Source organism: Bradyrhizobium sp. WSM471 (genome assembly GCF_000244915.1).
Taxonomy (GTDB): Bacteria; Pseudomonadota; Alphaproteobacteria; order Rhizobiales; family Xanthobacteraceae; genus Bradyrhizobium.
Genome location: NZ_CM001442.1, coordinates 1,410,398 through 1,425,667, shown reverse-complemented (window position 1 = coordinate 1,425,667; position 15,270 = coordinate 1,410,398). Strand labels below are relative to the sequence as shown.

The 15,270-nt window shown below is 58.9% G+C and carries 9 protein-coding genes and 3 pseudogenes; 8 read left to right on the top strand and 4 right to left on the bottom strand.

Features of this window, described 5'->3' with window-relative positions:
* Positions 1-11: 11 nt before the first annotated feature.
* Positions 12-1,216, top strand: a pseudogene (locus BRA471DRAFT_RS06490) (IS91 family transposase).
* A 614-nt stretch (positions 1,217-1,830) separates the two neighbouring features.
* Here the strand turns inward: BRA471DRAFT_RS06490 and BRA471DRAFT_RS36210 are convergent.
* Positions 1,831-2,136 (bottom strand): hypothetical protein, encoded by a 306-nt coding sequence (locus BRA471DRAFT_RS36210; RefSeq protein WP_007605576.1) that lies wholly within the window; start codon positions 2,134-2,136, stop codon positions 1,831-1,833.
* Between the two features lie 408 nt (positions 2,137-2,544).
* On the opposite strand from BRA471DRAFT_RS36210, the gene BRA471DRAFT_RS06485 reads away from it, so the two are divergent.
* From BRA471DRAFT_RS06485 to BRA471DRAFT_RS06470, 3 genes and pseudogenes are all read left to right on the top strand, one after another.
* Positions 2,545-2,751 carry a cold-shock protein gene (locus BRA471DRAFT_RS06485; protein WP_007605570.1) on the top strand — a complete coding sequence of 69 codons (207 nt, stop codon included), beginning with the start codon at positions 2,545-2,547 and terminating at the stop codon, positions 2,749-2,751.
* Between the two features lie 1,191 nt (positions 2,752-3,942).
* A pseudogene (locus tag BRA471DRAFT_RS36205) lies at positions 3,943-4,252 on the top strand (transposase); the annotation flags it as partial.
* Positions 4,253-5,131: 879 nt separating this feature from the next.
* Positions 5,132-6,337 carry an MFS transporter gene (locus BRA471DRAFT_RS06470; protein ID WP_007605568.1) on the top strand — a complete coding sequence of 402 codons (1,206 nt, stop codon included), beginning with the start codon at positions 5,132-5,134 and terminating at the stop codon, positions 6,335-6,337.
* 1,259 nt (positions 6,338-7,596) lie between these two features.
* Here BRA471DRAFT_RS06470 and BRA471DRAFT_RS37930 read toward each other — a convergent pair.
* Positions 7,597-7,821 carry a hypothetical protein gene (locus BRA471DRAFT_RS37930; protein ID WP_157233981.1) on the bottom strand — a complete coding sequence of 75 codons (225 nt, stop codon included), beginning with the start codon at positions 7,819-7,821 and terminating at the stop codon, positions 7,597-7,599.
* 85 nt (positions 7,822-7,906) lie between these two features.
* On the opposite strand from BRA471DRAFT_RS37930, the gene BRA471DRAFT_RS06465 reads away from it, so the two are divergent.
* Both BRA471DRAFT_RS06465 and BRA471DRAFT_RS06460 read left to right on the top strand, forming a co-directional pair.
* A complete protein-coding gene (locus tag BRA471DRAFT_RS06465) occupies positions 7,907-8,962 on the top strand; it encodes a LysR family transcriptional regulator (RefSeq protein WP_007605564.1) in 1,056 nt (351 codons plus the stop codon).
* Between the two features lie 100 nt (positions 8,963-9,062).
* Positions 9,063-10,463 carry an aspartate ammonia-lyase gene (locus BRA471DRAFT_RS06460; RefSeq protein ID WP_007605562.1) on the top strand — a complete coding sequence of 467 codons (1,401 nt, stop codon included), beginning with the start codon at positions 9,063-9,065 and terminating at the stop codon, positions 10,461-10,463.
* 828 nt (positions 10,464-11,291) lie between these two features.
* Here BRA471DRAFT_RS06460 and BRA471DRAFT_RS37925 read toward each other — a convergent pair.
* Complete coding sequence (locus BRA471DRAFT_RS37925) at positions 11,292-11,561, bottom strand: hypothetical protein (RefSeq protein WP_157233980.1); 270 nt, start codon at positions 11,559-11,561, stop codon at positions 11,292-11,294.
* On the opposite strand from BRA471DRAFT_RS37925, the pseudogene BRA471DRAFT_RS37920 reads away from it, so the two are divergent.
* Positions 11,526-11,927: pseudogene (locus tag BRA471DRAFT_RS37920) on the top strand (transposase); the annotation flags it as partial. The gene BRA471DRAFT_RS37925 and the pseudogene BRA471DRAFT_RS37920 overlap by 36 nt on opposite strands.
* 86 nt (positions 11,928-12,013) lie before the next feature.
* Here BRA471DRAFT_RS37920 and BRA471DRAFT_RS06445 read toward each other — a convergent pair.
* Positions 12,014-13,432: an MATE family efflux transporter gene (locus BRA471DRAFT_RS06445; protein ID WP_157234121.1), complete on the bottom strand. Its 1,419-nt coding sequence runs from the start codon at positions 13,430-13,432 to the stop codon at positions 12,014-12,016.
* 706 nt (positions 13,433-14,138) lie between these two features.
* On the opposite strand from BRA471DRAFT_RS06445, the gene queD reads away from it, so the two are divergent.
* Positions 14,139-14,501 (top strand): 6-carboxytetrahydropterin synthase QueD, encoded by a 363-nt coding sequence (queD, locus tag BRA471DRAFT_RS06440; RefSeq protein WP_007605559.1) that lies wholly within the window; start codon positions 14,139-14,141, stop codon positions 14,499-14,501.
* The last annotated feature ends 769 nt before the right edge of the window (positions 14,502-15,270 follow it).

Sequence of the window (15,270 nt, the reverse complement as noted above, 5' to 3'; positions counted from 1 at the left end):
GGATCCGGCTTATGACCCGCCCCGACGTCCGCCCGCACCGACCCGCCATCGAGATTGCCGATATCTTGCGCCGGCATGGCGACGCCTATCGTCGTGACCATGCCGGTCATCTCGGTCGCGTCGAGCGGCGGGTGATGAACCAAGGCGCTCGGCGGCCATGTCGAGGCCTGCAATGACTGCGGCATGACGCGGATCGCCTATAATTCCTGCCGGAATCGGCATTGTCCGAAGTGTCAGGGGCCAGCCCGAGCCGCGTGCCGTGCCGCGCGAGAAGCCGACCTGCTGCCGGTTCCCTACTTCCACGTCGTCTTTACGCTTCCTGCACCGATCGCCGCGATTGCTTTCCAAAACAAGGCGGTCGTCTATGCCATCCTGTTTAAGGCCGCCGCCGAGGCGATGACCGACGCTTGCTGCCAATCCGCGCCGGCTCGGCGCGGAGATCGGCGGCGTCGCGGTCCTGCACACCTGTGGACAAGCGCTAACGCATCATCCCCACATTCACTGTGTCGTGCCGGGCGGCGGCCCGTCACCTGATGGAACACGCTGGATCGCCAGCCGACCGAACTTCTTCCTGGCCGTCAAACCGCTGTCCCGGCTCTTTCGCTGGCTTTTTCTCAAACGCCTGATCGGGGTCTTCAACGCCGGCGCCTTGCGCTTCTTCGGCGATCTTGCTTCTCTTGCCGAACTCGACGCTTTCGCTGGTCGCATCAAAGCCATGCAGCGCGTCAACTGGATCGCTTGCGCCAAGCGGCCCTTCGGCGGACCCGCACAGGTGCTGGCCTATCTCGGCCGCTATACCCATCGCGTCGCGATCGCCAGCAGCCGGCTCGTCGCACCCGACAACGATCATGTTGCCTTCACATGGAAGGATTACCGCCAGGACGGCGCGACAAAGATCATGAAGCTCAAGCCCGACGAGTTCATTCGCCGCTTCCTGCTTCATACGCTGCCCGACGGTTTCCATCGCATCCGCCACTTCGGCTTCATGGCCAACCGCCATCGCGCTGCCAAGCTCGCCTTTTGCCGCGAACTTCTCGATCATGAGACAGCCCCAAACGACAGCGAGCCGCCGCCTGTGGATTTGGAAGCTCAAACCTGGGCCGAAGTTCCTGCCTGGCCCGATTGTGGTGGCGTGATGCGCATCATTGAGCGCTTTCGACACAGCTTCAGATGCTCCAGCCCTCGAACATCACCGTTCCGATGCGACACATCGTGAGCCAAGTCATGCCGTGCACGACGATCATCATTCGTCATTTCGCTCCCAGCGTCTCGATCATCGCGGACGATGTCGACTCCGTGCTTTCACACTCCGCGACAACAACGGTCCGATGCAGCAAAATGCCTATCGCGATCTCCAGTGAAGCGCGTCTGATCTCAACTCTTCCCCGACGCGCACATCTCGCGTCTCTGCCTCACGCGCCGAGCCAGCAGATCGGGCCTTCCGATCTCGAACGTGCTGCATGCTCTGGTCCTCGTCTTCGGCCAGAACGAACGTCAATCTGGATTAAGCCTGAGGGGTAGGGTCAACACCCACGCCTTCCTCGGCGGTGCAAAATCCATGCGCCAGATTCGTGTGGGCGTCGGCGGCGCCACTACAACGATCGCGTGGTTGCCCCCAGCGCATCCAGTACGAGAGCAACCTATGGCGTGAGGACACGACGCGGCAATCCTCAGCGCGCGGCAATCCTCAGATGGGCTGTGACGGGCGTCTTTTGGAGCCTCGTACGACTCTCACGGCTACTCGCCGTTCCCAGCCGGTGGTCGGCCGCAGTCGACTCTTCTGGCGCGATTTGGCGGATTGTTAGCAAAGTTGCGCGACTGTCCGACCGCCTACATCTGTTCGTCGGAGCCGTGGCCTCTCGCGAGATCTCGTGTCCGTTGCATCGTGCGGGAAAAATATTCGTCGCGCTCGCGGCGCACGCGCTCTTGATGCGCCCTGAAATTCGCAACTCGTTTGCTGATGTGCTCTCGCTCGGAGGTGTTCCAGCTCAACCGCCGGGCAGAATCGGGCGGGGAAGCTTTTGCGATTGGCGCGATGGGTGCTACAAGCTTTGGAATAGGCGCTACGCTCCGTGCGCGTTCTACGAGTGCCGCGGATTGTTGAACCAGCGCCTCCAGTTCGTTCTTCCAGTTCATCTTCTATGTTCTCCGAACAGTCATGGGAGCATGCTAATTTGGTGCGGTACGCTCGTCCAGCTACCCCTTTTGGTAGTTGCGAGGCCGCTGCTTGTCCTCAAAATAGTGGCCGATGAGCCATCTGGGCCGATGAAATTCGCGGCTTCCCTGCTAGGAGAACCCCCCACGTAACCTTCGTCACCCAAGTGACGCAACAGGATGGAAGATCAGAACGATGCGACCTGGGTCAAACCCGTCGGCTGTGCCTGGTCTCTGGCATGAAAGCATGATCGCCCAGGCTCGCCATACTCGAACTCCTCAAGCGAACTACGCTGACGCCGAAGCAGCGGAGATTGTGCGTCAATGCGCGAATCGCCCGAATGGTCCGACCAGAACTACCCTACAGTATTGCTCAAATAGGAGATGGGAGTGGCGAGGGGTGTTGTGAAATGGTTTAACGCGACGAAGGGTTTCGGCTTCATTCAGCCGGATGGGGGCGGCCAAGACATTTTTGTACACATAAGCGCCCTGGAGCGCGCTGGCCTCTCTGACCTGCGGGAAGGGCAGGCAGTCTCTTACGAGCTTAAAGTCGACCCGAGGCGCGGTAAAAGCAGTGCGGAAGATCTGCGTGTCTGATTTCATGTCGTAGGCGTCTGGCCTCAGCCCCCCTCCCAAGTCTGGCGCTTACCTCGGAACGACCCCAGCCGCTTTAAGCACTGGGGTCGTTTCATTTCTCGCCAATTTTCGACGTTTCGCGGGTCCGAATACAAGAGAACGTAGCTAGCGATGCTCGCTAGCGTAACGCCTCTTTGTCCCGTTTGGTAGACGGGTAACAGTCAGTCCGCCCGCTCGTCATAGCGCGATTTGAAGGCGCTCGCGAGCGGCTTATTGGTCGGAAGGTCATCCTCGCCGATCATCCTGGACTGGAGGTGGTGGCGCCGGCGCTGATCAAACCCGATACCATGCTGCGGCGCGAGTTCAACAGTGTGGACCAACGAAGGGATGGGAAAGCTAAGCAAGGACTCTCGAGCGGTTCGAGAGGGCTACGACATAAGGCTATTGCTGCGCGAGCTCCCTTCGCCGGACGTTGGATCCGGTCAAGGTCGCCAGCCTCGAGGGCTCACAAGCAGGCAATTCGTAGATTGTGGGCAGGCTCCTCAACGCCCTCCATCAGGAGCCTTCGGGGATCACGACGCCGCACCTGCGGCCGCGGTTGTGCATGCGGTCGCCGCGTTCTTTGCTCAGCCACACGCCTGGCGCGTACGCTGAAGCTGAAACCGCGTAGTCGCCCTTCAAGTGCTGGATGATCTCGCCGAGAAATGATACGCAGCGGCGATGATCGTTTACCTTCACATCAATAAGTGTCGGGGCAGGGCTGGATTGAATTTACCTTAATTGGGCGGGGCCATCTTTGGTGAGTGCTCGTCCAGTCGCCACGCCATTATGGGATCGCTCTCCGCCCTAGAGCCTCTCGTCGTGGAGGTTGGCAATCCTCTTGGCGCAGCGAACCGGCTAGAACTGAAAATCGAATTTTGAGATGCGCGAAGGCAATGCCGAACTCACCTATCGGAATTCCAAGGGGATTTTGCTGAGCCGGGACATTTCGGGCGTCCACCACCGATCCGCGCCCCTCGTAGTCTAATTTATGTAACCGCGGAACGCTTCCGTCCATCATTCGGGCTTCGCACGGACCAACATACGGCCCGTTGGCATCGCGCGTTGAAGCCCACTTGAGGATTCAAAGCCGGAGCGGCTGCTAGCATCAATGCTAAAGCTCGATCCGTCCTCCTAATGAACCAGCGCATGCGACGGCACCTTGAAACATCGCGCTTCCGATCGGCATCAAGCGTCGGCGCCTATCTGGGTCTTACGCCTCGACGCAACCACTCTGGCGAAACTGGGCAAGATATCACGATGGGGCGACCGTCTTCTCCCAACCTACCTGTACGAGGCGGCGATCGTCCTGCTTCATCGAACGAAGAAATGGTCCTCTCTTAGGGCTTGGGGCATGAAGCTCGCTAAGCGGATTGGCATGCGAAAGGCAAAGGTCGCCATCGCGCGCAAACTCGCCATCCTTCTTCACTGTATCTGGGTCTACGGCACATCGTTCGACTGGGGCCAGGGGAAGGAAGCCTGATCCGATCTTGTAGAGTTCCTGGTCCGGTCTGCCGGATTGGCGATGTCTCGCTGGGACGGTGTTGTGGCGGCCTCGGTCAATCAGGCGGTGGCGGCTCGTCCGCACTCCGCTGCAAACGTTGAGGCGCCCGACCCCGACATCATCATGAGGCGCTGCGCGACTTGGAAAGGACCATGATCCCAGCGAAGACCTCAACCAGCCCCGGCGATCCAATGCACGTATCAGCCGGCCCGCGCCGTCTCCGCAATCCGGACCACCTCCGACGGCGCGAGCACTACCACCGTGCCGTGGGCGAGTTCAGAAATGTAAGTTTGACAACAAACCGCAATTAAAGGGCCGATTGACACCCAGCGCGCGCGTACGCAGGCGAGGCAATCGCGGCTCCCCGGAGATCATGATCCGCGAGCGCCCTGCTAAAGCTGCCGAAGCAGTGCCGGGACATCGTGAGTGAGACCTCCTCCTCGGTGTTGGCAGCTCGGCAATCTGCAGGCCGTCCGAACGCACGAAAGGCATCACGATGCTATTGCACCGTTCGTTTGGCGGGGTTGGCGAAGCGCAGCGCCTGGTGGCGAGCGACGCAGCTCTTCGAGTAAGGTCAGGCCCTCTTTCACGACCCCGGCCGGAACGACAGTCCCACTCAGGACGCCAGTCGAGGACACCGAGTGCCGTTTGTCGTGTGTCAACTATCAACTCTCGCAGTTGATGGAGAGAACGACCCATGCAACCGTAACGATCGGATACCACCGATGCAGGTCGATTAACATCCGGAGAGACGCCCGTGCCATGCGGCGCCACGTCCATGGATGAAAAATGCGTACAAGCAGCGGCTGATCATCGACAAATCAAACGGGCGGATCCTTCGTACAGTGATGTTTAATAATGACGAGTGACGGCACAGAATCTTCGCTCCGCATCTGGCTCGCCGTCATCGTGCTAGGCATCGCCTCGTTTCACATCGTCTTGGCAGAGATAGCACCTATCGGGCTGTTGTCTCAGATTGCTCGCGACCTCGGACGAGATCAGGCAGCGGTCGGGCTCACGGTGGCCCTCTATGCCTGGATCGGTGCTGCCAGCGGTCTGTTGTCACCTGTTCTGCTTCAGAAGTTTCCTCGCAAGCCGCTACTCATCGCCTTGACTCTTATCCTTTCCGCAACAACGTTTGCGGCGACGATGTCTCACACTTTCGAAGGGTTGTTGCTGGCACGCACGGTGGGCGCTGTCGTTCACGGTTTCTATTGGGCCATGGCGGCTGTGGTTGCGTCTAAGATTGCGCCGTCCCGCAGTATGGGTGTTGCGACGGCAATCGTATTCGGCGGGATCTCGATGGCGACCGTTGTTGGCGTGCCGCTCGCGAACTTCGTCGGTCAGGTGAGCGGATGGCGTGCAGCGTTCAGATTAATTGGCGCCATCGGACTGATCACCTCAGCCCTGATGGTGGCAGTTCTTCCGAAAATGCAGGCCGGGACGCCAGCGGGATGGAGAGAGCTTGGATCAGTCTGCCGCAGGCATGACCTGTTGGGGATCTATGCCGTAACGACATTCATGGCGGCGGCGCATTTCGGGGCGTACACATTTATAGAACCATTCCTCAACGAGATTCCAAATGTTGCCCAAGTCATGATTGGCGCGCTGTTGTTCGGGTTTGGCGGAGCAGGATTCCTGGGGAACATCCTGGCGGGCGTCCTCATCGACCGCTTCATGAAGCCCATCATCACTGCGGGGCTGCTTGCTCTGTGTCTGGCGCTCGTTGGCCTTGGATGGTTTGGTCCCCAGTTGGGGACAGGCCGGGTCCTTGTCTTGCTGGTCATCTGGGGCGCGGCCGTCGCGGCGCTGTTCGCGGGACTCCAGACCTGGATCCTGCGCGCCGCCGGTTCGACAGTGATGACTGCTGCCGCGATGCACTCGGCGGTCATCAATTCGGCCATCGGCTTCGGAGCCGTCCTTGGCGCCCAGGTGTTGACTGTAGCCGGCCCATCAGGAGTGATGCTGGCAGCTGGTATGGTCATCATCATCCCTCTGCTGATAGTTCTCCCGCAAGCGGCCCCAGAGGGTGACCTAAAAAAGGGGGCGTTGCTTGATGGATAACGCCGCAGCCGTGCGCACGGCGCGGATCGCCGCGTGCCCTACCACGAATGTCGCACGAAACCTTCCGCTGGTACGCGAGCGTTGGACCAAAATGTTCGTGCAGCCCGGCGGACCGGCCGAAGGGGGTGAAACACCACGCCAGGCCTTGCCCGAGAACTCGTTGAGGAACTCGGCATCGAAGTTTTTGGCGATGTACGCGAACATCTCGGGGGATTGCGCCGTTGCGGCATTGCGAGGAGCATTCGGTCGAGCGGTCTACCGCACTGCGGGACACTTTTGCATTCTTTCCACAACAATGTCTCTGTCCTGAGATTACCCCGCATTCTAGCATCATAATTGACGCTACCGGACAGACGGGCAAGCTCGCCTTCTTCATCCCGTGAGCGTCCTCACGCTGGCGTGTGACGCGCTTCTCGATGATCGGTCCTATCGCGCTCAACCGAAGGCGCTCTTTGCTGGCTCTTCCGAGGCGCTGCCGAGCAGCTGAGCCATCATCGCCTTCCTGCGCGAAATGAGCAAGCTGATGACGTCTACTTGCGTGCTTTCCTGATTGAGCGCTCACCAGCATCACAATGGCATTCCAACCAGCGACTCGATCAATTGCGTCCTTAGACCCACTGGGATCTCAAAGCCATGGTCTAGAACTGGGCTTACTGTCAATGAACTCGCATGATGGTGCCGAAGACGAGACTCAAGATCGGCGCGGCCTCTAGATCAAGATTACGCTCTTGAGCGCATTGTGGCAGGTCGCTTCACTCGTTTCGGGATGGCCGTCGCATTGGATCATCGGCCGGTGGTCGGACGTATCTGCGGATACCCATATCCGCGAACTCGCAGGCACCTACACATCGATGCCCGCGTCGGCCAAAACCACAGGCTCAAGAGGGAGCTCATGCGCGGCGGCCATCGCGTCAACTTCTGACCTCATGGACAAAGGCGGCGCACTCATCGTTGATAAGAGAGAAGGCGCGGCTACGTCCATGATCCAATAGGTGCGTGCACGAAAATCGAGCTGTTCCAGAAGCTCCTAAAATCGGGCTGCAGTGCGGAGGACTCAAAACTGCGGACCGCGGAGCGGCTCGCTAGTTTGATGGCGGTCGTCTGCCCTCTCAGCTGGCGCGTCCTCTGGCTCATCATGCTCAATCGTACGGCCCGGACGCATCACCGAAGATCGCCTTCACAGACACCGAGATCGTATTGCTCGATGAACTCATCAAGGACGTCGGCATTCGACGAGGTCGCCTTGGAGCCCCCGCATTCTACTTGACCGAACTTGCACTATTGGGTGGCGACCTGGCCAGGGCCGCCGATCCGCCACCCGGAAATGTTGTCATCTGGCGCGGACTCTCCAGACACACCGGATCGAACTCTGCGCCGAAATTGGAGCGGTTGGAAATGTGGATAAATGAAGTGTCGTCGAACAGTTCCACCGCTGCGGCTTTGGAATCGGCTGTTTGCGCAGCAAGCGCGAGTTTCCGGTGCACCAACCTGTCGAGTAGATTGACTCGCCGCAACTGAGAAAACGGACTAGTGGCTCACCCGATAAAAATCCATTAGCGTAGGCTTCCTATGTTTAGTTTGCCTGATTTGCGTGTACTGGAAGTCGCGGCCGTCGTCATCGAAGAGGGCAGCATGAGCGCGGCCGGCCTCAGACTTGGCATCACTCAATCGGCCGTTTCACAAGCGATGAAGCGCGCGGAGGCGCATATTGGCGCGTCCCTCGTCCGTCGCGATCGTCGTCCCCTTGAGCCCACGGAGGCGGGGCAAGCTCTGCTCACCCACATGCGCGAGATAACCCAGCGCGTCGGACGAGCTGTCGAGGAAATGCGGGCCGCCGCAGCGCGTCCCGAACGCGAGGACCTTCGGCTCGGGATGATCGACACGTTCGCGTCCACAGTGGGACCACTGTTGGTCCGCAGCCTCATGGCGGGTTCAATCGCGCTTCGCGTGAGCGCGTATTCGGGGCTGGTACCCGCGCACGCAGAGGCATTGATGCGCAACGAGATCGATGCAGCTGTCACATCGGATCCAATGGAGGGCGTTGACGAAGTTACCCACTTACCCCTATTGCGCGAGCCATTCCTCCTGGTAGCACCGATTGCTTGGGCGGATACTCTTCGCGATCGTCCACTGGACGACCTACTACTCGAGCACCGACTTATCCGCTACACCGCGCGTTCGCACATGGGAACGCAAATTGAACGTCATCTCCGGCGTCTAATGATAGAGCATCCGCAGACGATGTCGTTCGACACGTCGGACTCGCTACTCTCGATGGTCGCCAATGGCATCGGCGTGGCGATTACAACACCCCTGTGCATATTGCAGGCTGCCGTCCATCGGCCGGCGCTCGAAGTCATGCCATTGCCGGCGACCGGCCTCTCGCGCACGATCGCGTTGGTGACTAAGCAAGGCGGATTAGACACGTTGGCTGCGCGAATAGCGGATGATGCTCGTGTGCTCCTGCGGAACTGGACCTTGCCCCAGATCGCGGCTCAAATTCCTTGGATGGCTCGTTCCGTCGGCAGCATCGTGTTGGATCCGCTCGCTCACGAGGACGCCGCCTGCCGGTGCGTTGCGGGTCGCCCACCCGGAGACTCTCGACGAACACATAACCCTAATTAATCATACTTATTAGCCTCCATAACATCTCCGATTTTAGCTTTAACTCTCGCCCGTGTTCGGAGAAAGTTGTTTGCGTAGCGTCCGGAACCCGGGATCAGAGATGTCAGCGACTCGCACCGAAATAGACAGTCTAGGAACGCGCGAGCTGCCGCTGCGCGCCCTGTACGGATTGGCCTCCCTACGTGGGAGCGAGAATTTCGACATCTCACTCCAGAAGCTCGGTGATCAGCCGGCACTTCTTCGGGCACTAGCGCGCATCAAGCGCGCTGCCGCGGCGGCGAACCGTGAGCTCGGAGCCCTCGACGCCAAAGTAGCAGGAGCACTAATCGCGGCTGCGGACGAGGTCATTGCTGGTAAACACGATGGGCAGTTTATCATCGATTTGCTCGAAGGCTCCGGCGGCACATCAATCAACATGAACATGAACGAGGTTCTGGCGAACCGGGCCCTGCAAATTGTCGGTGAAAAGCCCGGCCGGTACGACGTGATCCACCCAAATGATCACGTGAACCTTTGCCAGTCGACGAACGACGTGCTGCCCTCGGCGCTCAAGTTGGCGGCGCACGAAAAGTCCGGCGATCTGGTGGGTGCGCTGGAACAGGTGGCGGCCGCTCTTTCGGAGCGGGCCATTGTATTCGCTGACGTATTGCGCGTCGGCCGCACATGCATGCAGGCCGCCCAGCCGATGACGCTCGGTCAGGCGTTCGGCGGTTACGCATCAGCGATCAAGCGGCTCTCCTTGAAGCTGTCCGTAGCGCGCCAGGAATTGATGGTGCTTCCCCTCGGAGGCACTGCGATTGGCACCGGGCTCGGAGCAGTGCCGGGCTATCGCCGTGCCGTCTATGGACATCTTGCGGCAATCTTGGGCCACGCGGTACGCCCAGGCGACGACATGTTCGATGCCATGCAGAACGCCGACGCCTTCGCACGCGTGTCGTCGGAAATCCGCATCGCAGCAGAGGTAATGGCGAAAATCGCCTCTGACCTGATCATCCTTTCCTCTGGGCCAAATACGGGGCTTGGCGAATTGCGGTTGCCCGCTCTCCAGCCCGGTTCTTCGATCATGCCAGGGAAACTCAATCCAGTCCTACCAATGATGATCCAGCAAGTTGCGTTCGCTATCGTGGGCAACGACGCCGCAGTATCTCTCTCAGCGTTGAACGGCCAACTCGAAATCAATCACTTCGAGCCAGTCATCGCCTCGCGCCTGTTCGATTCGATCGAGCTTTTGACGCGATCGGCCAGAATATTTGCCGACCAATGCATCTCGGGGATCCGGGCAGACCGGGAACGGTCGCTCAGCAATTTGATGCAATCTTCGGCTCTTGCGACCGTGTTCGTACCGCGCCTTGGTTATGAACAGGTATCGACACTTGTGCTTACAGCCGCTGAGCAAACGCGGCCCTTCATCGAAATCGCGATCGACCGCGGGCTTCTGAACCGTAGCGCGGTTTTGCAGATGCTGCACGAGAGCACCCGTTATCGCGAGAATGCCGCATGAGCCGCGATTCTGCACTTGCCCTTGTACGCGAAGGGCTCACGAGCATGCCGCGAGTCGATGCACAAGGCCAGAGGATCAACCTACGAAGGTCATGCCACAGCCAACTCGCCATCGCACTGTCTCCAACCCGATGCGGCGGATGAGACGATGCGCCGCGATCGAGAGGCCGCTTGTTCATAGGTCAGTGCTCCGGCCTCTCTTCAAGTCGTGCTTATACGGACGCGCCTGGCCGAAGTGCCAGGGGCAGTGATCGGCAAAGTCAGCAAACACGTAAGACATTGTCGATAACGTATTCAAACCATTCGCGGGGGCCGTCCCGGCCTCCGCCAATCTTCACATCCTGTTCGGCCGGTAGCCCGATCAAGATGTGCAAGTTCTCCGATAGCTGGTTACGGCCTGATTCACCTGATGATACATTCACGATGCGTGATCGAGTCCCGCAGGTTCGAACACGGGCCCAACATTTTTTCGTTCGCTGCCGTACTCAAGACGGCACTGAGGCACGCGAAATCCATCCGATGCCGAGAGGCAGCTGCGCGCGTCAGAATCTCATCCGTCGTCTCGACTGGGCCCAGCTGAAGTTTCCCCACTCCCAGCCGTTGTTTATGTCGTATGCGACATTCGGTTTGAGTATAAGGTAGGTCAATCAAGATGCTCTGGCTGTAGGCCTTGTCGATGACCGTGCCCGTGTTTACCTGGTTTGTAGCAAAAGTTAGCATCACCTTTTGTATTGGCGCCATTGCATTTAGCTGCTTGCCATAGAGTGGCAAAGCGCAAAGGGGGGTCCATTCACCAATTCGGAAACGCCGCATGTTACTGGTATGACAGTCAGTTCTCGATTGAGATCACCCCCGCTTCACGGCCGACCACATTGCCGCTGCCTTGGGCCGTTTCGACTTCCAGCCTTTGGCCGATATCAATGCCGTAAGAGCTGACGCCCTTAATTTGGCCGGTAGGGCGCGCAATCGGGCCGCCAAGCAGTTTGGAGTGGCGATCAGCACGGCGATCGGCTGGATGAAGCGGGTCGATGAGACCGGCAGCGTTGCTCGGGGCCAGATGGGTTGGAAAACCATTACCTTTCTGGCGGCCCTGCGCCATGACCGGATCAATGTGCCATGGTTCATCGAGGGACCAATCATGGCGTGAGCTTCCGATCTATGTGGAGAAGGTTCTCCTGCCGACCCTTCGGCCCGGCGACATCGTCGTCCCGGACAATCTCGGCAGCCACAAAAGCAAAGCCGTGCGCCAGCTCATCCGCTTCGCCGGAGCAAAGCTCTTCTTCCTGCCAAAATACTCACCCGACCTGAACCCCATCGAACAAGTCGTGCCAAACTCAAGCGTTTGCTCCGCAAGGCAGCCGCACGAACCGTCGATGCGGTCTGCGCCGCCATCGGCGAACTCCTTTATGCATTTACACCCGAAGAATGCGCCAACTACCTCAAAAACTCAGGCTATCGAAGCTAGTCCCATCACGCTTTAACGGCGAGCCTCCCAGGAGGCTAGCGCCCAATGCTCTGTGCCTCGATCATATCCGTTCTCAGCTCAACCCGCTATCCCGATCGCTCTTGAGGACCGTGCCGGAGCGCTCGTCTGAGCTCGCCGAACTGGTTGAACATGACGATGAGAGCGATTATTCCGGCGCCAAGCTCTGCGAGCGCTTGACTGGCTAACAGTCCGTTAAAACCCGCTACCAGCGGGAATAATAGTACGGCCGGTATGAAGAGATACCCCTGCCTGGCCAAGGACACAATTGCACTGAGGCGCGCTCTCCCAAATGACTGAAGCATTGCCGTCACGAAACTCTGAACCCCAAACAGTCCAAAGAAGAGATGGAACACGATGCAGGTCGAGACGGCAATTTCGGTGACGTACTCGTTATCGCTAAATAGGCTCACCAAAGGCCTTGCAAAAATCACAACGGCCGCAGAATACAGCACCGAGAATGCGATCGTCACGAAGAGCATGAACTTCGCAGCTCTCAATATATGAGCATAGTCGCGTGCGCCCCAACCGAAACCCAGGATAGCTTGAGCGCCAATACAGAACCCGGTGATAGGCAGTGCGCCGACCATCAAGATACGCACAGCTATTCCAACCGCGGCGATGGAATCGTCGCCGAACGGCGCAGCAGCTCCGTACAAGAGCATAACGGCAAGAGCAGATAAGATACTCGTCATTGTCGCCGGCGCGCCTACCAACGCGAGCTGTCTGATGCGATCTGCTCGCAATGATATGTGAGATATCCTGACGAGAACCGTCCCGCCAAGCTTCGTAAAATACACGATATACAGTCCGACAGCAGAGATCTGAGACACCAGCGTTGCGAGGGCTGCGCCTCGCACGCCAAGGTCAAGTGAAAATATGAAGACGGGATCAAGCACAGCGTTCAGGATAAACGCGGTCATCATCACCCACATGCTAAATCGTGTATAGCCTTCGGCTCTTACAATGAACCCGCTGACGGTATTTAGTAGCATCGGGGTGTACCCCAACAAAACCGTTCCCGCGTAGTCGAGCGCCACGGGCATGATGGTTGGGGTTGCTCCGAGCGTTGCAAATATCCCTGGCAGATTTGGAAGCAGAGTGAGGGTGACTATGATACCGATCGGAGCGGCCAGCGCGAGTGCCGTGCTTGCGCCTCGACTCGCTTCTAGGTACTCACGAGCGCCCAGATGACGAGATATGAACGACGCTGCTCCAACACCGATCCCCTGTCCGGCTGCGGCGAGCAGGACCACGATCGGCAAGGTCATGCTAACAGCTGCGATCGCCTGCGCGCCTAGGGCGCCAACAAAGATCGCATTGACGACCTGCTGCAGCGCATGGATCGATAATCCAACAACAGACGGAATGGCGAGCCGCAGGATAAGACTCAAGAGATTCTGGTCCGATAGATCGACGTGCTGTTTTTTCTTTGGCATCACATTGCGCTTGCTGTCGAGGGCGAATTCTGTATTCGGTCCATTCACGGACAAGTGAACTTTTCCAAATTCGACGATGGCGTACTCAGCGCAATCCTCTCCGGATCTGCTCTGGCAAGCCGTGATCGCCTGGATAGGTTGACGTTTTCAAAGCTGATTTTTGCCTGGGCATACGCCTCCCGTCAGTTGTAGCGAATACTGACTGAGGTGTTCGAGGGTAGCCCCCAGGTTCTGCTAGTCATATTGTGCCGTTCCGCCCTTTGGTTGAGCATCGTGCCGGTTGCGTTCACTTCTCGGGATGATGATCGGCGGGGAAACGCGGCCAGACCCTAGAGCCTCAAGTTGGTTTTGGCATCTACCGGATCTTGTAGTAGACGCTCCATCATCTGCATGGCACAAGCAATGAACGTGCTCAGAACCACTGTGGTGGTTCGATGATGTCCTGCAATCTGTACACGATATCGGGTTCCTCAGCGCGATCGAGACGAACGGCAGGCTGCCGGCCCCGGCCAGCGTGGTGACTTGATTTGCGTCAGTAAATCGCGCCGCGCTGGCCGTCACTCGCGGACACGAACTGAAAATTCGTATGGCCGCAACCGGCAGCCTGCCAGACCGGTTCGATGAGCGTGGCTTGGACAATTTCTGCTTCGATCGAAAGACCACCCTGACGCCGTCGAGCGGCGGGCTATCGCGTACTGTCTGGCTCAGCCGAAATGGCGGCTTAGCGTGCAGTCCCACAAACACTCGGCATCACATGAAGATATCCCAAGCATTTAAGTTCGAGGCAGCGCACCGACTTCCAAACGTCCCGCAGACACATCGCTGTCATCGGGTGCATGGTCATTCCTATCGCGTCGAGGTCGTGCTGAACGGGGCCGTCGATCCGCACACCGGATTCGTAATGGATTTCTTGAACTTGGAGGAAGCGTTTGGCCTTCTTATAAAGAAGCTCGATCACCATTGCCTGAACGACGTCCCGGGACTGGAAAATCCGACGGCGGAAAATATCGCCATCTGGATCTGGGAGCACGCGAAACCGCGCCTCGCCCAACTCTCGAGCGTGAGGGTGTACGAGACGACGGATAGTTGGGCGGAATATGACGGGCCCGATCGCTGAATTCGGCGCTCATTTGGGACTGTGTCGATGCGGCGCGCCTGTCGTTCTTCGGCTCAGAAGCGGACTTGCTCGATCTGCGATTCGGCTCTTCATCCGCCACGCCCGCGGCCAGATTTCCGCGCTCACAGAAGAGCCCTTGGATCCGACCGGAGCGCCCGGTTTGGCTATGAGGACACCCATCACGTGACCGCATTCGAAAGGCTTCCGGCCAAACGATTCGGAATCCCGCGTTGTGCTAACCGCGGAACGATCTGAGGGATTCGTCCTCAGGAGCGAATTCGATGCTGATTGTACCGGCGAGACGACCCGCCATCCCGGACGCTGCGGCTGGGCGACTTGGTGCTGCAGCAGGTCGGCGCTAGCCGCCAATGCGAGGAGCACGGGTGGATGCAAGATCGCGCAAGCCCGCATGTGCGCGAGCGTGCCATAGACATCGCCGTCAATACCCCCCGTTCGACGCTTCGACGGGCGAAGCCTCAATTGACGCTGGCGAGGTGCCGGACTCGAGCGTCCGCGCTGACTGGTCACGGATGCATCCCTTGGCCGACTGGTTATTTCCACCCAACCAATAGCTGCGGACGTAAACCGGGCGAACAGCTGTCCACAGGAACCGATGCCTCGCCCCGCCGCATCCGATAGAGTGCAGTCAGGCCCGCACCGACCGCGGGTTCATCCCGGGAACCTCCGATCCCCAAACCTTAGCCGAAATGGCGGCCGCGCTCGAGTAATCGCCGGACTATCGCGTCTTGGCCGGCTCGTTTCGCGCCCA

Excerpts from the sequence above, each read along its gene's own strand:
- BRA471DRAFT_RS06465 (WP_007605564.1), top strand. The coding sequence starts at position 7,907 with ATGTTTAGTTTGCCTGATTTGCGTGTACTGGAAGTCGCGGCCGTCGTC.
- BRA471DRAFT_RS06470 (WP_007605568.1), top strand. The coding sequence starts at position 5,132 with ATGACGAGTGACGGCACAGAATCTTCGCTCCGCATCTGGCTCGCCGTC.
- BRA471DRAFT_RS06460 (WP_007605562.1), top strand. The coding sequence starts at position 9,063 with ATGTCAGCGACTCGCACCGAAATAGACAGTCTAGGAACGCGCGAGCTG.
- BRA471DRAFT_RS37925 (WP_157233980.1), bottom strand. The coding sequence starts at position 11,561 with ATGGCGCAGGGCCGCCAGAAAGGTAATGGTTTTCCAACCCATCTGGCC.
- BRA471DRAFT_RS36210 (WP_007605576.1), bottom strand. The coding sequence starts at position 2,136 with ATGAACTGGAAGAACGAACTGGAGGCGCTGGTTCAACAATCCGCGGCA.
- queD (WP_007605559.1), top strand. The coding sequence starts at position 14,139 with ATGAAGATATCCCAAGCATTTAAGTTCGAGGCAGCGCACCGACTTCCA.